Here is a 23,753-nt window from a genome sequence, read left to right as displayed (position 1 = left end):
CTGACTGGATGAACGGCGGGCGGTTGACACGTCTCTGAAAACTCGTATAATCGTGCTGTTCAAGTTGTGGGTCGTTAGCTCATATTAAAATGTGACAAGATTTTGTAGGTGAGTCCAATACTCCGCTAAGTAATAGGCCGTCCCGGATAAACCGATTTTAATCTTCTCTCTCGACGGCAAATCATGTCCCTGCAAGAGAAGACCCGCCTGTTCCAATTGCGTCAGCAGCCGGGGCTGCAGAAGGCTGGGAAACAAAGCGGCAGGAACTTGAATGATGGCCAGATTCTCCATGGAAGCCAGTGGCTCTGTCTGAAATTCTCCCCAATAAACGGGGGTGAACCAGGTACGAAAATAAGGTTCCTGACCCGGTTTACGCACAATCCATTGTTTTTGCCATAAAAAGAGCGGCGCCGGCTGACTGTCGCTCCAAGGTCCGCTGATTGATTGCAGCTGTTGACCGGGTGATAAATACAAGGTTGTACCCTGCGGCGGTTCTTTCAAATCAACTGCAGCGCCGGCTTCTTCGATCGCTTCCCGTGCGACTGCCTGATTGAAATTTTCCGTTCCTTCCAGGCCGCCGCCAATGCCGATACAGTGAATCACAACGCTGCCATCCGCTTCGTTTTGCCAATAGGCAGGCTGACTGAGGGCAAAAACCAGGCGCCCGTGCCAGGTGCTGAACAAACCGGTGCTGAAGCGACAATCGGCGCATGCTAAACTTTTCAGTGATTTCATTGGCTGTTCTCTTCCCCACAAATCGCGATAGCCCGGACCGGCGCACCATCCGAGGCAAGGTAATGCAGCGGCAGGGCATAAAACCGCAGCAGCTGCCGCCCTAACCGCTGTAAGTCGCTCAGGTTCTCGATGATCAAAATTTCTTTTTCTAAAAGGATCCGGTGATTGACGAGGGAATCAATCCGATCAACCGAAGTGGTATCCACACCAAATCCTTTTTTGCCTTGTTGCACCAGCCATTGCGCAATTTCCGGACTGATGCTGGGATAGTGGTTGTTATATTGCGCGCTACCCCAATAGCGGCTCCAACCGGTATGCAGTAAAACAAACTCAGCTTGTTCTGCCAATGGCTGCAAATCCAGCATTTCGCTTAGGCTGAGGATGCTGTCTGCCGGCAATCTGCTGCCGTCCACTACCGCAGCGGATCCCAAAAAACGCTCCGGTGGGAATTGGTCCAGCGTTTTGCCGTTGAGGAAAATATGCGCAGGCGCATCCATATGGGTGCCGTGATGAGAATATAAAGTCAGCGCTGTTTGCCGGAAATAATCGTCTTCTATGGTATTCACCTGCCGAAGCAGCGGCTGCGGCGTGCCGGGATAGACGGTCAGTTCGGCCGTTAACACATGCGTCAATTCTACAACCCGCAGAGAGCGTCACCTCAATCCAAATGATAATCAGATAGGCTGTCTCAAATGCCGAGACAGCCTATCTGGATTTTTTATTGTTCGACTACAATTTCACCGTTCAAAATCACATGGCTGGGTTTGGCACCGGTGGCAAAGGGATGCCGCTGCCAAATCACCAGATCCGCTTCTTTGCCAACTTCCAGGGAACCGAAACGATCGTCCAGCCCGAGGATCTGCGCCGGATAGAGTGTAATGGCTTTCAGCGCTTCCATTTCCGGCAACCCCGCTGCACAGGCCATGCCGGCCAACAAAGGCAATGATTCCTGCGGCAGCACGGGTGAATCCGTACAAATCGCCACTTTGACCCCGGCTTTATTTAAAACAGCCGGCGTGGTAAAACTTTTATTGGCTAATTCGGCTTTGGTGCGGCTGCCAAAACTGGGACCGACGATGGCGGGATACCCCAATTCGGCCAAACGTTCCGGCATCAGATGGCCCTCTGTACAATGATCGAGCGTCAGTTTAACATTGAATTCCTGAGCGATTCGGATGGCGGTCAGGATATCATCGGCACGATGCGCATGCGCCTTCAAGGGAATTTCACGGTGAATGACCGGCAGTAAAGCCTCTAATTTCAGATTGCGCTCCGGCGCCGGTTTCGCCTCTTGCTTGGCCAGTTCAATTTTCCGATCATAATCGACCGCCGCAGCCAGCGCTTCCCGCAGGACAGCGGCTGTACCCAAACGGGTGGACGGTATCATCTGACGGCTGCTGTAAACACGTTTGGGGTTTTCACCAAAGGCGCATTTCATCGCAGCCGGGTTCATCACCACAGCCTCATCGACACAATCCCCATATGTTTTGACGACAAAAAAGCTGCCGCCGAGCACATTGGCAGAGCCCGGACCGGTCGCCACCATGGTTACGCCGCCCGCCAACGCTTCTCGCACCGTGCGGTCGGTCGGTGTATATCCGTCGATACCGCGCACTTGCGCCGTATTGGGGCTGGTCGCTTCGTTGCCGTCAGCGCCTTCAAAACCGATGGCATCTTCTTCTAATCCCAAATGGCAGTGCGCATCGATCAAACCGGGGGTTACCAGATGTCCGTGGGCGTTGATTTCTTTGGCGCCCAGCGGCAACGGCAGAGCCTCGCCGATCGCTGCGATTTTCCCGTCCAGCAGCAACAAATCACCTTTGATCACACCGGCACTCGTCATCGTCACCAATTTCGCATTGCGGATCAATAAAGTACTCATGCAAACACTCCTTTGGCCTCGCGATTAGCCGATCACCACTTCGCCGTTGACGATGACATAGCTGGGTTTGGCGCCGTTTTCAAAGGGGTGCTTATTCCAAATTACTACGTCTGCATCTTTACCGACTTCCAAAGAACCGACCAGATGATCGATGCCGATAATCTCGGCTGCATTGATCGTGATGGCTTTGAAGGCTTCCATTTCGTCCAAACCTTCCGCGACAGCCATGCCGGCCATCAAAGGCAAACTTTCCAGAGGTACGACAGGAGAATCTGTACAGATGGCTACTTTCACACCGGCTTTGGTCAGGACGCCCGGTGTATTGAAGCCTTTTTCTTTTAATTCAAATTTAGTGCGCGCGCCAAAGCTGGGACCGACAATCGCAGGTAAGCCTAATTTAGCCAGGTGTCCTGCAATCAGGTGACCTTCGGTGCAATGATCGAGTGTCAGCTTAACATTGAATTCTCTGGCAATCCGAATGGCGGTAAAAATATCATCGGCGCGGTGAGCATGCGCCTTTAAGGGTATTTCACGTTTTAAGACCGGGATCAGTGCTTCGGATTGCAGATTACGGTCCGGCGCCGGTTTCCCTTCTTTCTCTGCCTGTTCCAGTTTATTCAGATAGTTGGTGGCAGCCACCAGGGCTTCCCGAATCACTGCCGCCGTTCCCATCCGGGTAGCCGGCATTTTCTTTTGACCGCTGTAAACCCGCTTCGGATTTTCGCCGAAAGCGCATTTCATGGCAATCGGATCCTTGATGATCATCTCATCCACACAATCACCATGTAATTTGGCAGCAAAGAAGGTGCCGCCCAGCACATTGGCGGATCCTGGTCCGGTCGCGACACTGATCACACCACCGGCAAGGGCTTCTTTGACCATCCGGTCCATCGGATTGAATCCATCAATACCACGGACTTGGGCGGTGTTGGGATTGGTTGCCTCATTGACGTCGTTCCCTTCAAAACCGATGGCATCTTCTATCATCCCGATATGACAGTGTGCATCAATCAAACCCGGCGTTACGATGTGGTTTTTCGCATTGATTACTCTGGCGCCGGCCGGAACCTGGACTGTTGCCGCCACGGCAGCGATTTTACCATCGGTTAAGAGCATTTCGCCTTTGACGATACCTTGTTGAGCCATGGTGTAGATGCGCGCGTTTTTAATGACTACTGATTGCATATGATTCATCCTCCTTTTCTTAATTGTTACTTCTCTTCTCATTTTCCCGAATGAATTCCTTCTTTCCCCCTGTTTTTCAGTGGGAGCAGAAGGATTATTTTGCAACAAAGACGAAATCAATCTCAGACGACAAGGCAAAGGAGTGAAGCCGGTATGTCAGAGAAAAAAACTGGCATCAGCTCTTTTTTTCAAATGGCAGACAGCCAAAAAAACAGAATCTGGGAGATCGACGCCCTGCGCGGGATTGCGATTTGCAATATGGTTTTTTGCCATTTACTCTATGATCTGCACTGGTTTTACGCTTACCCGATCGATTTGAACAGCCCTTGGCTTTGGCTGCCCTTTCAGGGAGCCATACTGTTTTTTATCCTTTCCGGGATCAGCAGTCATTTTAGCCGGCATACCATCCAACGGGGTTTGCAGACCGGAGTCTTGGCGCTCCTGGTCAGCTTAGTCACTTGGCTTGTCGATTATCAGGCTTATGTCCGTTTCGGTACGCTGCATTTCTTGGCTTGCGCCATGCTGTTGACGCCGCTGTTGAAAAAGCTCAATTCGCCGCAGTTAGCGGGTTTTATTCTGCTTTTTTTCACCTTGGGTTTCTATTTTTCCCAATGCAGAGTCAGCATCCCCTGGCTCTTCCCTTTGGGATTGCTGACTGCCGATTTCAGTTCAACAGATTATTTTGCTATTTTCCCGAATTTAGGTTATTATGCCTTGGGTATTTTGCTGGCTCGGCGCTATTATGCAGAGCGCCGCTCGCGGCTGGCTCCTTTGCCGCATACTCTTTGGCTGCAATGGATGGGGCAGCACTCCCTCTTCCTTTATCTGGCGCACCAGCCGCTGCTGCTAGCCCTCCTATGGCTGTTTTCCTGGTTCAAAAGTTTCCTCAGTTAAAAGAATTTCCGTTATTGCGCGGGCAGCTATCGTAAAATAAACTGCGGGCTGCGGCAGAGCAGTCTGCAAGCGATTCATCTATAGAGCATAGATAGAAAGAAAGAACAAGAAGAGGAGTGACTGATCATCTCACAAAAATTAGCAAGAGTCTTAATTATCGCCACCGGCGGCACCATTGCCGGCCGTGGCAACCCGGGCAAAACAGTCGGTTATAAACCGGGTGAAATCAGCATCGCCGATTTGATTGAAAGCATACCGCAGCTTGCGGATGCTGCTGCAATTGAAGGATTGCAGTTCGCCAATGTCGGCTCGATCGCCCTGACGCATCAGGATTGGCTGCGTCTGGCGCAGATCATCAATACCCGCTTTGCCGAAGATGCTGAACTTGCCGGCGTGGTCGTGACGCATGGTACCGATACCCTGGAAGAAACGGCTTATTTTTTGAATTTAACCGTCAAAGACCGGCGTCCGGTCGTGCTGGTTGGTTCCATGCGGCCGGCAACCGCTCTTTCGGCCGACGGGCCGCTCAATCTGCTGAACGCCGTGAAAATAGCTGCCTGTGCCGAATCCTGCGGGAAAGGGGTACTCGTCTTTTTAAACGACGAGATCCATTTTGCCCGCAGCGTGACCAAAACAAACGCCAATAAAGTGGAAACCTTTCAGAGCCATTACAGCGGACCGCTCGGTTTTATCCGCGGCGACAGAGTCTGCTATTATCAGCAGCCCACCCGGCTGCACACCGTTGATACCGCATTTGATGTCAGCCAAATCAGCGAATTGCCGCGAGTGGACATCGCTTATGTCTATATCATGGCGGACGGAACCGCGGTGGATGCTTTTCGGGCGGCCGGCGCCAAAGGGATTGTGGTAGCGGCAGCCGGCGCCGGCGCCATCACGCAGAGTATGCATGCCTCTTTAAATACCGCCGCCGAAGCGGGCGTGGCCGTTCTGGTCTGCAGCCGAACCGGCGCCGGTTTGGTTGGCCCCGCCAATGCAGAAGCGAACCGCCAAGGGCAGCTCACCGGCGATAACCTGAACCCGCAAAAAGCCCGTGTTCTGCTCAGCTTAGCCCTGGCACACAGCCATGATTTTGTACAGATCCAAAAATGGATCAACCAATACTAAAGGAGAAAAGCATGCCTAAGATCGGTTTGATTACCGTCGGTCAAAGTCCCCGCAGTGATATTACACCGGAACTGCTGCCCTTGCTGCCGCCGGATTGTCAGATTCTTGAACGCGGTGCTCTGGACGGTTTGAACGTCCGGCAAATTCAGGAGCTGGCGCCTGCCGATGGTCAGCCTCTGCTGATCTCGCGCCTGCGCGATGGCAGATCGGTTACGATATCACGCGATTTAACGTTAAATCGGCTGCAGAGCTGCGTTGATTGGTTATTGGAACGCGGCGCCAATTGTCTAGTTTTGCTCTGCACGGGTGATTTGCCGAAATTGAATGCCGCCGTACCTTTTCTGGCGGCGGAACCTTTATTATACCGCCTGGTAGAGGGCATCACCGCCAGTAATCAGTTACCCTTTGGGGTGCTGACTCCATTGGAATCGCAAATTGCACAGGTCCGCCGGCAATGGCGGCAGATTGGCCTGACGCCTGTTTTGGCCGCAGCCAACCCTTACGATAAGAGCAGTGATTTTGCCGGAGCAGCCAAAGAGCTGCAGGCTGCCGGTGCCCGTCTGATTTTACTCGACTGTCTCGGCTTTGGCAGAGCGGAAAAGCGCATCGTGCAGCAAGCCACCCATTTGCCGGTAATTCTGCCGCGCACGGTGATCGGGCGTACACTGGCCGAGTTGCTGACGACTTTATAATAAAACGGTTCCGGACAAGTCCGGAACCGTTTTTTTTCGGGGAACGAGCAGTTGCAGGCACAAATGCTGCTTGTGGCAGCAATGCCTGTCCTGCGCGCCGGGACGGCGCAGGTTATGCCCTGCGTCCCGGGCAAATTCCTCGTCTTGCTGCTTTTATTCTTTCCAAAGCACCTGTTCCGCTTCATACTGCGTGCGTGCTTCTTTGCTTTCGGCGGGAACACCGACTGCAATCAAACTCATCGGCTCCAAATAATCCGGCAAATTTAGGATTACTTTATCCGCCTGTTTGCGCTTGACCAAAGGATGCTGGCCGATCCACACCGCACCATAACCGAGCGCATGGGCCGCCAACAGAATATTCTCTGTCAGAGCGGCACAATCTTCCACCCAAAAATCTCTGGCTTCTCCGACATACATACGGCGGCTGTCGCCACTGACCAAAAAAGCGGCAGCGGCGTTCGGCAGCATTTTGCCAAAGGGATTGGCATCGGCCAATTGATTGAGCAACTGCCGATTGGTAATCACCGTAACATGCCAGGGACGATGATTGGACGCCGACGGAGCGGACATGCCAGCCTGCAGCATTTGTTCCAGCATTTCACGCGGGATTGCTTCACCGGTATAGCGGCGAATACTGCGTCGACCGAAGATATGCATCAATTTAGGATTCAACATTTTCTCTGTCCCCTTCTTTAAATCATGTTTCGTTTTCTGTTACTTTTGTTTGATAAGAATAGAAGAAACCCGCTAAATTCTGCAGGAAGGTAGAAATTTGGTTCATTCCCGCTCCTCCAAAAAGATGTGCCGGACAGTGACAGTCTGAAGCGCCAAAGCGGGCAATGGGGATTGTGATTTCTTGCTCGGCGGCAATCAGCGCAGCCAGTTCGCATTCGGCAAGGACTTCGCAATCAAATAACCAGATTCCACAGCAGCGCGCTTCGCGGCGCAGATAGTCGATATGCCATTTTAAGCGTCCGTCTCCCTGCCAATGCCGACGCAAACGATGTTTTGCGTTTCGCCTGGCGCTGCCGACATACAAATAACTGCCTGCCGCTACTGCATAGGTTCCCTTTCGGCCGACGGTCAGTTCTATTGGCTGATCCAGCTCCAAAGCCAGGGCATAGCTGACAGACCTGCCCTCCAGAAAATCCCAGTCTGGCTGGCAGCAATCCAGTGCTTTTCTGTCTTCCGTTTGCATTCATTCTCCTTGTCTCTCGTATTCCAATCCTCTGTATACATTTCTTTTCGCGAATCCATAGACAAACCCCTGCAATTCAGTTAAAATGATTGCACATACTATCATCGATGAAACCAATAGGAAGTGAATGGCATGAGAGAAAAAACGGCCCTGGCACAGGAAAAACAATCCTTCCTAACGGGAGCCTTCATCCTGACCTTAGCAGGTCTGATCAGTCAGGTGATTGGAGTATTTTCCAAAATTTTCTTGCTCTGGCTGATTGGTGAAGAAGGGGTCGGTATCTATAATTTTCCCTACCCTTTTTTCGCCATCGTTCTCTCCTTCTCATCAGTAGGATTCAATGTTGCAATCTCCAAATTGGTAGCCGAATACATGGCTTATCATGATCTCTATCACGCCCGGCGCGTCTTTCGTCTGGGAATGCGTCTGAGTCTTAGCCTGGGAACCGCCGGCATGCTGCTGCTCTTGATCATGGCTTATCCCATGGCGCGTTTTGTGCATCAGGATATGAGAGCTTTGCTCTCTTATTGTGTTTTGGCACCGACTGCCCTGATCACATCCTTCCAGGCAATCTACCGCGGTTATTTTCAGGGTCTGCAAAACATGAAGCCCAACGCTTATTCCCAAATCATTGAACAATGTTTTCGGGTGATTGTGATGTTGACCGCCGCCTGGATCTTGCTGCCTTATGGTTTACAATATGCTGCCGCAGGTGCTACTCTGGGTGGTGCCGGCGGTGCGATCGCCGCTTCTCTTTTTCTGCGCCACCTGTTCAATAAAACGCGCCGCCTGTCTCCGGTTGTGCTGAAGCCACAGCACAAAATAGCCAATAAAAAAATAGTCCGCCGTATTTTGAACTATGCCATACCGATCAGTCTGGCCGGAATGGGATTGCCGCTTTTTCTGCTCTCAGATTCTCTCCTGATTGCCAACCGCCTGCAGGCTGCCGGGGCTACCCTTTCCGCTGCGACTTCAGCCTACGGCGTCTTCGCTAATAATGCAATGAGCCTGGTAACCTTACCAACCATTCTCACCAGCTCCCTGTTCGTCACCCTGGTGCCCGCCATTGCCGAAGCGCATGCGCTACATGATACCAAGCAGCTGCAGCAGCAAACCCAGGGCGGTCTGAAACTGACCTTACTGTTTGCTTTGCCTGCTGCTGCCGGCATGTGGCTGGTCGCACCTGCGCTTGCTGCGGTTTTGCGCATGGGTTCCTCTACCGCGGATGTATTGCGCAGCTTGGTCTTCGGTTTAGTTTTTATTGCCCTGCAGCAAGTCAGTTCCGGTATTTTACAAGGTATGGGTTATTCTGTTCAACCGGTCCGTCATATGTTTTTAGGCGCTGCGGTAAAATGTCTGGGCAATTGGTTTTTGATTCCTATTTTTGGTTTGCACGGCGCGGCGATTGCGACCGGCATTGGCTTTCTGGTTGCAGCCCTGCTCAATCTCTGGCAGGTAGAAAACCAAGTTGGTAATATCCTACTCTGGAGATCGATGTTTTTTAAGCCTTTGCTCAGCACAACGGTGATGTTTTTAACTCTTGTCTTACTGCAGCAGACAGCGTGGCTGCAAAATGCCGGCGCCTTCCTGTCTTTGCTGGTGCAGGCAGGGATTGGTATGATAGTCTATCTCTTTTGCTTAGTGTTGCTGAAAGCTGTCACAAAAGACGACTTGAGTCTCTTGCGCAAAAAGCAATAATTAGCTGCCGCTCTCTCGATAATCTTGAAATAATTCAGCTCTAAAATTTATTTTTTGCTTGTTTTACAACAGAAAAAGAAGGAATTTTCTGAAAAGCAATCGAATGTAGATCTATGATTTTAGAAAGGGAGGCAGGATTATGCAGAAAAGGTTACTATTGAGAGAGGACCTGTTGTCAATTCAGCTCACCGGCGATCCGCAAATTTCTCCGGAAGGGGATTGGATCGCTTATCTCTTCATGACAACCAATGCCAAAGAGAATCGTGTGGAATCTTCTCTTTTTGGTGTAAAGACTGACGGCGGAGAACCTTTCCGACTAACTTCGGGACCATTTGACACAAAACCCCGTTTCAGCCCGAATGGTGCTGAATTGGCATTCCTTTCGCGCCGCAGCGGATCCATGCAAATCTGGATTTTACCTGTACAATGCGGTGAAGCAACCCAATTCACCACCATCAAAGGTGGTATCAGTGATTTCCGTTGGTTGCCTGACGGTAATGGCTTTGTCTATACTGCCAACCTGAATGAAAAAGGGATCGAAAAAGAGGATGCCAAAGAGGAACCAACGGATGATTATACCAAATACACCGAAGACGTTAAAATTATCGATCATCTTTATTATAAAATGGACGGTGTCGGTTACTTAACCGCCCGCAGACCGCAGCTGGTCTACCAGCTGAAGAATGAAAATCCAGTGCAGCTGACCAAAGGGCCGCAATTTGTCTATCAACTTTGTGATATCGATGCGACCGGTCGCCATATTCTCTTCACCAGCCGACAGGATGATGATTGGGGGCGTAATGCCTGGTCCAGCTATTTATATGAGTATAACATGGAAGAAGCCAGAGTACGTTACTTGGTATGCAAAGATCTGGAAGTAAATCAGGCGGCATATAGTCCCAAAGGAGATCGTATTGCATTTACCGCCTCGAAATCCGATACGATCGGCGGTAATATCCTGTTGTATTTGATACCGATACGCGGCGGCGAACCGGAGCAGTGTGTCTCCTTTTTTGACCGCACTTTTACCAATATCTCCTTATGCGACCTTCCTCTGAACGGCTCGATGCCTCTGGTTTGGGGTTGGGGCGCTAAGTCCGTCTATCTGCCGGTCAGTGACAAAGGCAATGTCTCTCTTTATAAGATTTTCGTTGATACGCAAAAAATCGAACCGGTTGTGGCCGGAGAACGGACTATTTTCAGCTACTCCTTGAGTGCCAATTGCCGCAAGATTGCCTTTGCGGCCACTGAATTTACCAATCCGGCCGATGTGTATTTTTTTGATGTAGAACAGGAAAATATCCGTCATAGAGAAAAGCGCCTGACTGATGTCAATCACGCTTGGCTGGAAGAAATACAACTGTCCGCACCGGAAAAAATGAAAGCGCGGGCGACCCGTAAATCCCCGGAAGTTGATCTATGGGTAATGAAACCTGCCGATTTTACTGCCGGCCATCTTTATCCCGCTGTTTTGGAAATTCATGGCGGTCCAATGTGCATGTATGCCAATGCATTCTTCTTTGAATTCCAACTCACTGCCGCAAACGGTTTTGGCATCATTTTCAGCAATCCCAGAGGTTCGCAAGGGTATGGTGAAGAATTTTCCACCGTCATTGCCAAGGAATGGGGCAAACGTGATTACGAAGATATCCTATCCGTTCGCAAGCGGGCTTTGCGCCGCCATAAATGGATCGACGAAAAACGCGTTTCGGTCGCCGGTGGCTCTTATGGCGGCTTTATGACCGCCTGGATCGTCGGACATACCGAGAAATTTAAAGCAGCCATCTGCAGCCGGCCAGTCATTCATTGGGGCGCTATGTGCGGCACATCGGATGGCAATTGGGCTTGGCTGCGGCGCTTTGACATGGTGGCACCTTGGGAAGATGACAAGGCTTATAAGCAGCAATCTCCCTACAGTTATGTCGATAATGTAATCACTCCCATCCTGATCGAAGTGCAGGAAGGCGACTTACGCTGTCCTTTTGAGCAGGGTCAAATGTATTTTGCGGCGCTGAAATACCTGAATAAAACAGCGGTCCGTTTTGTGACTTACCCCAACGAATTCCATGGCATGAGCCGCAACGGAAAACCCTGGCATAAGGTGCACCGCTTGGCTCAGATTTTGGACTGGCTCAACACCTACGGTAAATAAGAGCCCCGGCAAAGCAGGTCCGCGCACCGCCGATCCGCAATGGTACAAAGGTGGTCTCTTATCTGCAATCGCTGCCGTGTGACACTGCGATACCAATATTGGTGAACCCGGATCTTGATGGTCAACATTTGTAGGGTGTCCCGGATTACGAAACGGTTCCTGATTATCAGCAGGCTGACGGTTATGGCGGGACCGTGATCGGACACTGCGGTAAGCGCAGCCGCAACGCAAATTTTATGCTGCGGGACACGCAAATTCAATTGATCACCAACGGGAAAAGGGAAAAGCAGTTCAAACGGCAGAAGACATCGTTTCGGTACCGAAATCCGGTCGCTCAAAAGGACAGATCAAAGTATTTGTTCAAAGTATTTGTTCAAAGTATATGTTCCAAACGCCGTTCTCCTGACGGAAAAGCGGGTCAGCCCGGCAATCCGTGGTTCGCCGTCCGCAATACCGGCAGCCTGTAAGTGTTTTTCAAGCCGGACCGATGATCTTTTCAGCCAACTTTGGTTTATCTTTGCTACTTGAACACATTTGCGGCAAATCCCTATGGCAAGCACCTGCGCAGCGGTTCCGGTTACTCCAAGCCGGAATCGCTTTTTATTTTCCGTGCAGTTTCAACCCGAATAAAAAGAAATTATTTTCTAAAAAAACAGGATTCTACATTTGCTTTAGCGAATTTTCAAGACAGGTTATCCGAAAAATCAAAAAGAATGAGAGGAGAAAATAGATGAGTAAATTTCAAAATTTAAGCAGGACCTGGGATCTGGATATTTTCTTTCCGGGCGGTTGTGGTGCGGCACCTTTTCTTGAATATGTCAGCAAATTGGAATCGGATTTGGCAGCTTTCCAGCCGCAGGCCAATCTGCCGGTCTCCGATCCCGGCGAATGGGTCCCCCGCTTGCAAACACTGCAGGATTTGATCAGCCGCACTTCTTACGCCGGCGCCTTTGCCAATTGTCACAGCGCAGCAAAATCAGCCGATCTTGCCGCGCGCCAGATGAGTGGAAAAATCCGTCAGCTCAGTGCCGTGCTGGCCAATATCAACACCGAACTGAATGCGCAATTCCTGGCTATGTCGGATGCCGAATGGCAGCTGCTTCTGAATATGGATGCTCTGAAAGAAATTGCCTGGAATTTAAATGAACGTCGGGAAAAATCAAAAACCCTGATGAGCAAAGAATTGGAATCCCTGAATAACTCTTTGGCTGTCAACGGTTATCATGGCTGGGGCAGTCTTTATACCATGCTTGCTTCCGCCTTGAAAGTCAAAGTCACGCTCAATGGGAAGGAACAGGAACTTTCGATGGGTCAGCTGCAGAACCGCCTGTCCGATGCCGACCCAAGCGTCCGTCAATATCTTATGGAGGTTTGGGAAAACGCCTGGCAAAGCGCCGAAGAAAACATCGGCCATACCCTCAATCAATTGGCCGGCTATCGGCTCAATCTTTACCAACACCGTGGCTGGCATGATTTTCTGCAGGAACCGGTTAGCTATAATCGCATGCAGCGCCAAACACTCGACAGCATGTGGCAGACGATTGATGCCAATAAAGCAAAACTGGTCGCTTATCTGCAGCGTAAAAAGCAACTGCTCGGCGTGGAAAAATTGAACTGGAACGATGTGGATGCACCGATCGGCGGCGAGCAAACCAAAGTCTCTTTTGAAGAAGCAGCGGAATTTATCACCGACAACTTCCGCAAATTCAGTCCGAAAATGGCCGATTTCGCCACGATGGCCTTTCAGCAAAGCTGGATTGAATCGGAAGACCGTCCCGGCAAGCGGATGGGTGGTTTCTGTTCCGGTTTCTCGGAAGCAAAACAATCGCGTATTTTTGTGACATTCTCCGGTACGATGGGCAACATGGCAACCGTCGCGCATGAATTGGGTCACGGTTATCATGGCTGGGTCATGAAAGATATGGCTCCGATGACCAAATCCTATGCCATGATTGTGGCCGAAACCGCTTCGACCATGGGTGAAATGATTGTTGCCAACGCTTCGGTAGAGGCTGCCAAATCGGCAGCGGAAAAGCTTTCTCTGATTGAAAGTAAGCTGCATCGTGCCGTTTCTCTCTTAATGAATATTGAAGCGCGCTTTCTCTTTGAAAAATCCTTTTATACGGAACGTGAAAAAGGTGAAGTAGCCGTCAGCCGTTTGAACGAACTGATGGTAACCGCTCAAAAGCAGGCGTATGCCGGTGCTCTGGATGGTTATCATCCCCGCTTCTGGGCTTCCAAGCTGCACTTTTACAGTACCGGTGTTCCCTTCTATAACTTTCCCTATACCTTTGGCTTTCTCTTCTCTGCCGGTATTTACGCCAAAGCCTTGCAATTGGGACCGGCTTTCGAAGATCAATACATTGATTTGCTGCAGGACACCGGTCGGCTTAGCGTAGAAGAATTGGCCCGGCGGCATTTAGGTGTCGATCTGACCGGCAGCGAATTCTGGCAGCAGGCGATTGATGCCGTCTTGGCCGACTATGATGAATTTATGATGCTGACTGAAAAAATGATTTGAAAAGGTTGTTTCTCAATCAAGCAACAAAGAGAGGAGTTGATTGGATGCTGAAAGATTTGAATCCCGTCTGGGATCTGGAGCCGATTTTTCCCGGCGGCAGTGACTCCCCGCAATTGGCAGCTGAGCTTACCGCACTGAATAAAGAATTGACCGCTGCAATCACGAAAATGAATCAATATAGAGAACCCAACGAAGCGGTTTGGGCAGAACGATTCCAGGAAATCCAGACTCTGGCCCATCGCTTTATCCAAGCAGCCGCTTTCCTGGAATTTCTCAATGCGGCGGACACAACGGATGTCAAGGCGCGAATGCTTTTTGGCCGTTTTTTCAGTCTCTCCGGCCAATTCGAACAGGTTTTAACGTTGCTCAATCAATTGATTTTGGCAGAAACAGACGAGCAGTGGCAGGCTTTGCTACTGACCCCTACTTTCCAGCCTTATCAGTTTGTCCTGAACGAAATGCGCCGCCAGGCAGCGGATAAACTGCCGCCGGAACAGGAAAACCTGATCAGCAAGCTGGCTTCTGATGGTTATAAAGCCTGGGGCAGTATGTATGAGCGCTTGGTCGCCCGGGTAAAGATTACTCTGATAGAAAACGATGGCAGTAAAACCGTGCTTTCCGCAGGACAAGCCTACAATCGGCTGAATGATCCGGATCGCAACCTGCGCGAACAATTAATGCCAAAATGGGAGGCTGCCTGGCAGGATCTGGCCGATCTTGGCGCCCAGGAACTCAATTCTATGATGGGTTTCCGTTTAAATTTATATGAAGCCCGTGGTTGGGATTATATGAAAGAGCCGCTGGAGATGAACCGCATCTCCAAAGCAACCGTAGATATGATGTGGCAGACAATTTCAGAGAACAAAACGAGACTCGTGACTTATTATAAACAAAAGCAGCGGCTGATGGCAGCCGATCGGCTCTGCTGGCATGACTTTTATTCGCCGATCGGTGCAGGCGGCCAAAAAGCCACCTATACCGAAGCGGCAAATTTCATTCTTGAACAATTTCAGGGCTTCAGTCCAAAATTAGCTGCCTTTGCCAAAAAAGCTTTTCTTAACCGCTGGGTGGAAGCGGAGAATCGAGCCGACAAAGGGGCCGGTGCTTTTTGTTCCGCCTTGCCGATCCTGAAAGAAAGTCGTATCTTCTCTACCTACTCCGGTAATCTCGAGCATGCCACAACCATCGCGCATGAACTGGGACACGCCTTCCATAATGAAGCGATGAAAGATCTGCCGGCATTCAACCAAAACGTTGGCATGTGCCTGGCAGAAACCGCCTCTAACCTGAACGAACTGGTGGTTGCGGAAGCGGCCATTCGTCATGCCAAGAGCGGGGAAGAGAAATTAGCCTTATTGGCTGCCAAGATTGAACAAGCTGCCAGTGAAATGCTGAATATCCATTGCCGCTATCTCTTTGAAGACAATTTCTGTCAAGCGCGCAAAAAAGGTCCGCTTTCCGCTGCCGAACTGAACCAGATGATGCTGAATGCGCAAAAAACCGCCTATGAAAATATGCTCGATGTCTGGCATCCTACCTTCTGGTTGTCCAAAGGTCATTTTCATGGCACCAGTGTTCCTTTCTATAACTTCCCCTACACCTTCGGCTTCTTCTTTGCCACCGGTATCTATGCCAAAGCAAAACAAGTCGGCAGCGGCTTTGAAGACACCTACATCGAATTACTCCAGCACACCGGTGTGATGACGGTAGAGCAGTTGGCGATGCAGTATCTCCAGGCCGATCTGACCAAAAAGGAATTCTGGCAGACAGCCATCGATCTTTCCCTGTCTGACATCGATGAATTCATGGCCCTTTCCGAAGAGATCTTAGCTGCCAGAAAGTAATTCAAAACACCTGGATCAAAAAAAATCCGGACAAGTTCCTCTAAAACAGCCTCGGCCTGCGAGTCGCTGCCACAAGGATCTTGTACCGGATTTTTATCGATCTGAAGACTAAATCACCAACTGCAGGCTGCCAATCAAAAAGCCAAGCAAAGCGCCAAACCAAGTGATGGCGGATAATTCTTTGCCCGCAATATGAATGATCAGCTGCTCAATCTCTGCGAGCGGGAATTCATTCAGTCTGCGCTCCACCATGCGATTGACATTCAAAGCAGGCAGCAGTTCGGGCAGTATTTTCACGGCAGACTGCTGCAGCCACTGTGCTGCTTTTTGCCACTGACTTTGCTGTGGCTGCCAACCATTCAGGAATTCACGGAAGGGTTTCTGCAGCAGCAAATCAATCTGTTCCTGCAGAAAAAGCCCGATTTGCTGCTGACGCTCTTCACTCTCGATTTCCCGTTCCAGTATCTGCCAGAGCAGAGCCGGTACATTTTCCAGACGGTCCTGCGCGCCGAATCGTTCTGCCAGCTGCTGCCAGCTGCAGCCCTGCAGGGACACCAGGCTGCCGGTCAACCAAAGATTGATGGCCTTGCGGTCGACAGTATTGCGCAAACCCTGCCAAAGAGAATCAATCGCCGTTTGCAGACGTTCTTCCGTCAGCAGGCTGTCTTGCCGCAGCAACCGTTCAGTGAGCGGTTTTTGCGCAAAATCACGAAAAGCACCCGTTAAGCGCTCTGCCAGCATTGCCTGATTCTCATCCTGATCCAGCCAAACTTCCGCATCCGCCAACAGAGATGTTATGATTTTCAGCATGTGTTCTTCACTAATCAAAGCGCCTAAAATGTTCAGCGGCCATTGCTTTTCCAATTGCCGTTTGACCAGCGGGGCCAGTTCTTTGGACAACTCCGCATCGGAGAGGATTGCTTTCAGCAGCAAAGCTAAATTGGCACGATGGTCAAACAACAACCGGATCAGTTCGCGGCTGGTGTCATCACCCAACAGATCGGCAAGCGTTGTCTGGTCATTCTGCCATTGCAGCCTCAGCAGTTGAAAACGTTCCGTCAGAGCGGCTTTCACTGTCTCACGCAAATGATCCTGCTGCAGCCAATTTTCCAGGAAATCACTGAGGCAGCTGCTGCCGGAAGTGAAAAAACGCGGCGGCGGCGACTGTTGCAAGACTTTTCGCCATTGTTCCTGCAGCAGACGTTTGCCTTGTTCCTGAGTGGCTTCCCGCTTTATTGCCTCAGCGAGGCGCCGGATCAGCTGTTCCGCGATTTGTTGTTTTAACTGTCTTTTGCGTTCCTCCGGCAACTGCTGCAGCCAGGTTTCCCCTGTTGCATCTGATGTCATGAGACTCTGCCAGCGCAGCGTGAGAAAATTGACAATCCCGTCTTGCACCGATGGTTCCAAAAAAGTGCGGCTCAATTCGGTTTCGTTGAATAAATACTGCGCGACCACTTGCCCAACCTTGCCGGAGATTTCGGTGCGCCGGCTGGGGATTACACCCGGTGTAAACGGAATCTTCAATTTACCGATATAATAGGCCCGATACGGCCGGAACAACATCCGAATGGCCAGCCAGTTGGTAATTAAACCGATGGCCGCCCCGATCAGAGGAGGCAGCCACCAGCCGTAAGTCGCTTTCAGACCAAGAAAAAAATTCAAATCCGTTCACCCGCTCATTTCATTATTGATTGTTCTTATTATAACCGGATTCTCTTCTTTGTCAAATTCTATGATCCGGTCGACTTATATTGCCGCAGACCAAAGCGCCAGAAAGCATAGCAGGGCAGTAAAAAGAAAAGCGCCAGGCAAGGGCTCAATGCAAAGAGCGGGTTATTGCTGCGACTGATTCAGAAAAGGCGGCTGAAAACAACCGTTCCGGAAAAAACCATCTGGCTCAGCAGCAGGAGCCTCGCCGCATCCCAAACTACATTGCTTGCCGGAATCGCATAAGTGAAGATGACGCCTGCAATAATCTTCCCAAACGCGTCAGTTCAATTTTGGTCGCTAAAATCTGAAAGATTTCATTTCTGGGACGCACCAAGATACGGTCAAATTCGCCGATGCCAGTCATGACGGCAAAACGATCGAACCCGCGCGCAACACATTCCGCCGGAGAGAATGAGATCAATACCACAGCAAAACAAAGCAACAGCTGGTGATCAGTAAAGCCATCAATTTCATAAAAGCGGGCAACAATAAAGTACCAGAAAGAAGACCACAAAGGAAATGCAAAATTGACCGATTCAAGGAAAGAGAAAAGAAAGTTGATATTGCATCCGGCTTTACAACCGAATTGCGAAATCCGTAACGACAGATTCTGTATGCCATAAAAGGGAGTCAGACTGATGATCTGAACGACCGTATTGTAGAAAAAGAACCAGCGGATGATGCGATCACGATTCATCCGCTGGAAGTTAGTACGTTAAGAGATAGATCAACTCTCCGTCGATCAGCCGCCCGTCCGGTTTGAAGCCCAAACTCTCATAAAGCGATTTCGCCCTGAGGTTATCCGGCGCAAAGCTGATATAAATCTTGTGATAAGCCAGATCCTGCTGAATACGGTAGATCAGCATTTGCATGACCCGGCGGCCAAACCCCTGAGACTGATATTTCTCATCGATCATGACACGATAGATCCAGTACTCTTTCTGCTGCGGTTCTAAACAATACATGACAAATCCAATGGCTGTCTCATCGTGAAACACTGCGAGGGGGACACATTCCGGCTCTGCTTTGGCTTCCGCAATGGAAAACAGATTACTGGCCACAAAACTCTTCTGTTCTTCCATGACCTTCAACCGAATCACCTGCTGCAGATTCTCCCGGTCGATCTCTCGAAAGCGAATCAAAATATCACCTCTTTCTGGTATCTATTTCCATTCTCCTGGCAGATTACTCATAAAAAATAGCATATAGAATCCAAATCGTCAAGCATAAATACTCCTATTTTATCAAGATGTAACATATATGCAACAAAAAAGCTGTTCACCAGACAAGTGATACAGCTTTCTTATTCTTTTGATTGTTTTGATTTTCGCTACGGCGTCAGCACAAACTAGAGTGTAGCATAGTTCTTTGCAAACATCTCAACCAAGTTTTTGGCCTGACGGTCATAAGCGTCTTGGTCCTGCCATGTTTGACGCGGATTCAAAAGCTCTGCCGGCACATTGGGACAGCTGCGCGGTACATCGATCTTGAAAACAGGATCATTGACATAAGCTACCTGATCGAGCTCCCCGTTCAAAGCAGCCGTTACCATTGCCCGCGTGTATTTCAGTGAAATACGGTGCCCTTCCCCATAAGGTCCGCCGGTCCAACCGGTATTCAGCAGATAGACTCTGGTTTGATGCGTTTCGATCAGTTCACCCAACAAGGTGGCATAAACATGGGGACTGCGCGGCAGGAAAGGCGCTCCGAAACAGGAACTGAAGGTAGCTTCCGGTGCGACAATTCCTCTTTCTGTGCCGGCCAATTTCGATGTGTAACCGGATAAGAAATAATACATCGACTGTTCTTTATTCAGGCGGGCAATCGGAGGCATCACACCGAAAGCATCCGCGGTCAAAAAGAAAATCGTCTTGGGATGGCCGCCTACCGAGGGTATCACCGCACCCGGAATATAGTGAATCGGATAGGCCGCGCGTGTGTTTTCCGTTAAGCTGTCATTGCAGTAATCCGGTTGATGTGTCTTTTTATCCAAAACGACATTCTCCACCACGGAACCAAAACGGATTGCGTTCCAAATCTGCGGTTCGTTCTCTTCTTTCAAATTGATACACTTGGCATAGCAGCCGCCTTCAAAATTGAAGATACCATTGGGTGACCAGCCATGTTCATCATCGCCAATCAAGCGGCGATTGGGGTCGGCAGACAATGTTGTCTTGCCAGTGCCGGATAAACCAAAGAAGAGTGCTACATCCCCTTTTTCGCCGATGTTGGCAGAGCAGTGCATCGGACACACATGCTGATCCGTCAGCAGAAAATTCATTGCCGAGAAGATAGATTTTTTCACTTCCCCGGCATAATTACTGCCGCCGATGATGACTTGTTTGCGGCCAAAATGCACAATGATAAAAGCTTCGCTGTTGGTGCCGTCACTTTTCGGCCAAGCCCGGAAACCAGGCGCGCAGATCACCGTAAACTCAGCCCGGTGCTCCGCTAATTCCGCTTCTGTCGGACGGATAAACAGCTGATGTACAAATAGGTTCTGCCAGGCGCATTCATTGATCACACGGATCGATAAGGTATAGCTGCGATCCGCTCCGGCGAAACCATCGAAGACAAATAAATCACGGTTTTCTAAATAGGCGGTTAACCGCTGATAGATTTTATCATAACGATCCTCTGCCATCGGTATATTGATACTGCCCCAGGCGATCTGATCATGCACATCTTTCGTATCCACAATATATTTATCTTTGGGGGAACGTCCTGTATACTTACCCGTTTCTACCGCTAAAGCTCCGGTATCCGATAAGACGCCTTCTCCCCGTTTCAAGGATTGCTCAACCAGTTGGACCGGTGTCAGGTTGCGATATATTTCTCCGGTATAATGAATTCCCAAATCATCTAAATTCAATCTTGCTTCCGACATTGCATTTCCCTCCTGCCCTTTTGATAATTATATTGTAGCTCATCTTTGGCAAAACGTCAACAATATCACTTGATTTTTATGAAATCTACTCATACAATAAGGCTTATCCTTGATTTATGATATGATATATAAAATGATATCGAGTAATTATGATTGTTCGTTGAAGTAAATGTTATGTTCCGCAAGAAGTTTAAGCATGGTCCATTCTTTGATGCCATAACTCTGCATAAGAAGGTTCATTTGCAACCGTGCTTTTGAAGAATCAGTCGTTTTTTGTGATTTAATTGCTTTAATCAGTAGATTTTTAGGAGTATGTTCCAGATCAATGAATTCCATGACCTGTGTCGTATAACCGCAGACTTCCAAAGCGGCTGCTCTCAGGGCATCGGTCAGCAAACTTGCCAGCCGCTCCCTCAGAATACCATGCTGCAGCATTGCCAGCTGTGTTTCTGACTGCAGCTGCGCTGCCAGTTCATGTTGGCAGCAAGGCACTGCTAAAATGACTTTTGCCTGCCAAAGAATTGCCTGTGTTAAGGCCGCATCCGTGGCCGTATCACAGGCGTGCAGCGATACGACCAGATCAACCGGCCGATCATTTTGCCAAACGGCAATGTCTCCCTGTTCAAAATGCAGACCTGTATAGTGCAGCTTACGCGCCAGTGCTTCACAATGTTCGATCACATCTGTTTTTAAGTCAAGCCCGATGATCTCCACTTCGCGCTGCATTTTTTCTGCCAAGAGCCAATAAAGTGCGAATGTAAGATAAGATTTGCCGCAGCCAAAATCGACGATGCGCAGTGTCCCTACGTTTGGCAGCCGGGGTAAACAATCTGTCACAATTTCCAAGTAACGGTTAATTTGTTTGAATTTATCAAATCGGTCTTTACTGACCATACCGCCGGCAGTCATGATACCCAATTCCAGTAAAAAATCAACCGGTTCACCCTCCCGCAGCAAATAATTTTTGCTGCGATTATGCTCCTCTGCCTGAATAGGCCGTTGTACTGCCTTTCCACTCAGGCGAATCAGACCCTCCTTTTGAAAGTAAAGCTGATAATCTTGCTCCGCTGTCAAGATCTGCGCCTGTTTGTATTGCTTTGTCGCCTGCTGCAGCCAGAGTACGGCTGTCTCGCTTTGATAATAATTGGTATGAAATACCTTTTGACCGTCAGACGCTTCCACTTGCCAATAGAATCCCGTTTTGCCTTTTTTAGGCATTAAGGTCTGTTTATGATAATCAGCGGTTCGGTTGGGACCGCTGAATATAATCTTGGCCACTTTCGCTTGCTGCAGAAGGTCTGACACCATTTGCGACAACTCCGGCAGCTGAATTTGCTTTTTCATCCCTGTCACCCTCATTCTAAGATCTTCGGACAATCCTGCCGGACAGGGCATGCCGCACAGCAAGGCGCTTTCGCTTTGCAGCAGACTCGGCCATGCCGGATCAGCCAATGGTGCGCCTCTCCCCATTTCTCTCTTGGGATCAAAGCACATAAACTCATTTCCGTCTGCAGTGGTGTTTTCGCCTCAGCCAATCCCATGCGATTGGCAACCCGGAAAATATGGGTATCCACCGCCAAAGCCGGTATTCCAAAGGCAATTGATAAAACCACACTGGCTGTTTTACGGCCGACTCCGGGTAAAGTTTCCAGATCCGCTCTGGTCGCAGGAACCTTTCCCTCATAATCTGCAATCAGCCGCCGCGCCATCTGCGCCAGATTTTTGCTTTTATTTCGGAATAAACCGACCCCTTTGGTCAATTGTTCAATTTCTTCAACCGTCAGAGCAGCCAGTGCAAACACATCCGGGGCTTTGGCAAAAAGGAGTTTTGTAGCTTGATTGACCTGTTTATCGGTCGATTGCGCTGAAAGAATGACTGCAACTAACAGCTCATAGGCATTCTGAAAATTCAAATCAGAGACCGCATTGTGATAATGCCGTTCCAATTGAGCCAGGATGCGTTGGCTGCGGGCTTCTTCGTTGATCATAAAATCCACTGAACGCTGAGCGCACTACGTCTGACCTGCGGATTTTCGGTCTCCGGCCAAACAGTAAATTCTGCTCCCTCCGGCGCAAGGGCAGCCGAAGGATGCGCCGCGCCTTTCCACCAGCCATAAGCCAAAAGCAGGGAAAGCAATAATAAAATCACACAGAGGAAGCGAAAAAAGGCAGCCTGACGCTTGGAATTTTCCGAAAAAGGTAATAGTTTTGCCGTTTTGTTGATGGTAACAGGTTTCTTTTCTGTTCTGTTATCGGCAAAACCCGCTTCTTTTTCAATTTGCGACAGGAGGCGCAACCGGGCGGTCCGGGCGGAAGCTTTGCCAGGATTGATAGTTTCATCTGTTCCTTGTTTTATCGCACGTTCGCTTTCCTGCAGCAGGAGCGCAGCTTGTTCCGCTTCGTCCTGTCTGCGCTGCTGCTCCTCTCTCTCTTCTGCTCTTTGTTTTTCTTCTTCGCGCAGGATCGCTGCTTCGGCTTCCCGTTTTTCAGCCTGTTCCTGCAAAAAAAGCAGGCCCTCCGGCGAAGTGCGGCGTACTTTTCTTGAAACCGAAGCTCGGGTCACCGGATGGATATAAGGCACTTCGACATACTGTTTGGGATCGTCCTGCCAGCGCTCTACTTCCCGGGACTCCATGGGATCCGCTGCCCGGATTGCTTCTGCCTTCTGGTCCGGCTCTTCCGGTGTCGTCAACTTCGTATCCGTTTCCATTTGCCAACTGTGATCCGGCTCATCGCTCCAATTCGCGTGCTCGGCCGGCCTTCCGTCCTCTATTCTGTCGGCAATCCGGGTTGGCTCCGGCATGCTCTGTTCCGGCGGCGCGGCATTCTCCACCGTTTCGATTCTGGTCAGCCGATTGACTTCCCCCTGTTGCTGTAATTTCGCTGTTTCTTCCGCCAACATTGCCAACATACGCATGCGTAATAAGTCTTCTCCGTTCAATTCAGGAGAAGCAGCCTGATCCGGTTGCTCATTTTTTTTCAGGAACGCTGGTTCTTTGATTTTTTGTTCCCGTTTTTGCGCCGCAGACAGACTTGCGTTCGTTCCGCTCAGACAAGCAGCAGGATATGGTATTAATATACCAGCTGCTTTTAATTTTTGCTCTGCCGTATGTTCTCCTCTGCGTGCTTTTTGAGGTCGATATCCAGATTTTCCATTTTTAGTTTCCGTCATTTCCTGCTTTCCCTCAGGTTGTGGCCGCTCGGATTGCCCCCTGCCCGATTCGCGATGA

19 protein-coding genes are annotated in these 23,753 nt (G+C 49.8%); 7 read left to right on the top strand and 12 right to left on the bottom strand.

Going from position 1 to position 23,753, the window contains the following annotated elements:
* Positions 1-84: 84 nt before the first annotated feature.
* The 4 genes from LLG09_01600 to LLG09_01585 all read right to left on the bottom strand — a co-directional run bounded on the left by LLG09_01600 (position 85) and on the right by LLG09_01585 (position 3,802).
* Positions 85-735, bottom strand: coding sequence for a hypothetical protein (locus tag LLG09_01600; GenBank protein ID MCE5195814.1), 651 nt, complete (start codon positions 733-735; stop codon positions 85-87).
* Entirely contained in the window at positions 732-1,358 is a 627-nt protein-coding gene (locus LLG09_01595; GenBank protein MCE5195813.1) for a cyclase family protein, read from the bottom strand. Before LLG09_01595 ends, LLG09_01600 begins: the two co-directional genes overlap by 4 nt.
* 95 nt (positions 1,359-1,453) lie before the next feature.
* Positions 1,454-2,617: an amidohydrolase gene (locus tag LLG09_01590; GenBank protein ID MCE5195812.1), complete on the bottom strand. Its 1,164-nt coding sequence runs from the start codon at positions 2,615-2,617 to the stop codon at positions 1,454-1,456.
* 24 nt (positions 2,618-2,641) lie between these two features.
* A complete protein-coding gene (locus LLG09_01585) occupies positions 2,642-3,802 on the bottom strand; it encodes an amidohydrolase (protein MCE5195811.1) in 1,161 nt (386 codons plus the stop codon).
* Positions 3,803-3,955: 153 nt separating this feature from the next.
* Between LLG09_01585 and LLG09_01580 the strand changes: the two genes are divergently transcribed.
* The 3 genes from LLG09_01580 (at position 3,956) to LLG09_01570 (ending at position 6,513) form a co-directional block, all read left to right on the top strand.
* Positions 3,956-4,696, top strand: coding sequence for a DUF1624 domain-containing protein (locus LLG09_01580; GenBank protein MCE5195810.1), 741 nt, complete (start codon positions 3,956-3,958; stop codon positions 4,694-4,696).
* Between the two features lie 126 nt (positions 4,697-4,822).
* Positions 4,823-5,821 (top strand): asparaginase, encoded by a 999-nt coding sequence (locus LLG09_01575; protein ID MCE5195809.1) that lies wholly within the window; start codon positions 4,823-4,825, stop codon positions 5,819-5,821.
* Between the two features lie 11 nt (positions 5,822-5,832).
* Complete coding sequence (locus LLG09_01570) at positions 5,833-6,513, top strand: AroM family protein (GenBank protein MCE5195808.1); 681 nt, start codon at positions 5,833-5,835, stop codon at positions 6,511-6,513.
* A 153-nt stretch (positions 6,514-6,666) separates the two neighbouring features.
* Here LLG09_01570 and LLG09_01565 read toward each other — a convergent pair whose 3' ends face one another.
* On the bottom strand, positions 6,667-7,188 hold the full coding sequence (locus LLG09_01565; protein ID MCE5195807.1) for a nitroreductase family protein: 522 nt from the start codon (positions 7,186-7,188) through the stop codon (positions 6,667-6,669).
* 22 nt (positions 7,189-7,210) lie between these two features.
* Entirely contained in the window at positions 7,211-7,711 is a 501-nt protein-coding gene (locus LLG09_01560) for a GIY-YIG nuclease family protein (protein ID MCE5195806.1), read from the bottom strand.
* 132 nt (positions 7,712-7,843) lie between these two features.
* Between LLG09_01560 and LLG09_01555 the strand changes: the two genes are divergently transcribed.
* The 4 genes from LLG09_01555 (at position 7,844) to LLG09_01540 (ending at position 15,926) form a co-directional block, all read left to right on the top strand.
* On the top strand, positions 7,844-9,409 hold the full coding sequence (locus LLG09_01555) for a polysaccharide biosynthesis protein (GenBank protein ID MCE5195805.1): 1,566 nt from the start codon (positions 7,844-7,846) through the stop codon (positions 9,407-9,409).
* Between the two features lie 139 nt (positions 9,410-9,548).
* Entirely contained in the window at positions 9,549-11,561 is a 2,013-nt protein-coding gene (locus LLG09_01550; protein ID MCE5195804.1) for a S9 family peptidase, read from the top strand.
* A 730-nt stretch (positions 11,562-12,291) separates the two neighbouring features.
* Complete coding sequence (locus LLG09_01545; protein ID MCE5195803.1) at positions 12,292-14,082, top strand: M3 family oligoendopeptidase; 1,791 nt, start codon at positions 12,292-12,294, stop codon at positions 14,080-14,082.
* A gap of 44 nt (positions 14,083-14,126) precedes the next feature.
* Positions 14,127-15,926 carry a M3 family oligoendopeptidase gene (locus tag LLG09_01540; GenBank protein MCE5195802.1) on the top strand — a complete coding sequence of 600 codons (1,800 nt, stop codon included), beginning with the start codon at positions 14,127-14,129 and terminating at the stop codon, positions 15,924-15,926.
* A gap of 108 nt (positions 15,927-16,034) precedes the next feature.
* Here LLG09_01540 and LLG09_01535 read toward each other — a convergent pair whose 3' ends face one another.
* The 6 genes from LLG09_01535 to nth all read right to left on the bottom strand — a co-directional run bounded on the left by LLG09_01535 (position 16,035) and on the right by nth (position 22,511).
* Positions 16,035-17,588: a DUF445 family protein gene (locus tag LLG09_01535; GenBank protein MCE5195801.1), complete on the bottom strand. Its 1,554-nt coding sequence runs from the start codon at positions 17,586-17,588 to the stop codon at positions 16,035-16,037.
* Positions 17,589-17,853: 265 nt separating this feature from the next.
* Positions 17,854-18,333 carry an ABC-2 family transporter protein gene (locus LLG09_01530; protein MCE5195800.1) on the bottom strand — a complete coding sequence of 160 codons (480 nt, stop codon included), beginning with the start codon at positions 18,331-18,333 and terminating at the stop codon, positions 17,854-17,856.
* 10 nt (positions 18,334-18,343) lie between these two features.
* Complete coding sequence (locus tag LLG09_01525) at positions 18,344-18,778, bottom strand: GNAT family N-acetyltransferase (protein MCE5195799.1); 435 nt, start codon at positions 18,776-18,778, stop codon at positions 18,344-18,346.
* 206 nt (positions 18,779-18,984) lie between these two features.
* Entirely contained in the window at positions 18,985-20,523 is a 1,539-nt protein-coding gene (pckA, locus tag LLG09_01520; GenBank protein MCE5195798.1) for a phosphoenolpyruvate carboxykinase (ATP), read from the bottom strand.
* 147 nt (positions 20,524-20,670) lie between these two features.
* Positions 20,671-21,867 carry an SAM-dependent methyltransferase gene (locus tag LLG09_01515; protein MCE5195797.1) on the bottom strand — a complete coding sequence of 399 codons (1,197 nt, stop codon included), beginning with the start codon at positions 21,865-21,867 and terminating at the stop codon, positions 20,671-20,673.
* Positions 21,868-21,878: 11 nt separating this feature from the next.
* Positions 21,879-22,511, bottom strand: a complete 633-nt coding sequence (gene nth, locus LLG09_01510) for an endonuclease III (GenBank protein ID MCE5195796.1) — start codon at positions 22,509-22,511, stop codon at positions 21,879-21,881.
* Positions 22,512-23,753: the final 1,242 nt, after the last annotated feature.

It is taken from the genome of Negativicutes bacterium (genome assembly GCA_021372785.1).
Lineage (GTDB): Bacteria > Bacillota > JAAYKD01 > JAAYKD01 > JAAYKD01 > JAJFTT01.
This window is presented reverse-complemented; position numbering and strand designations above follow the sequence as displayed.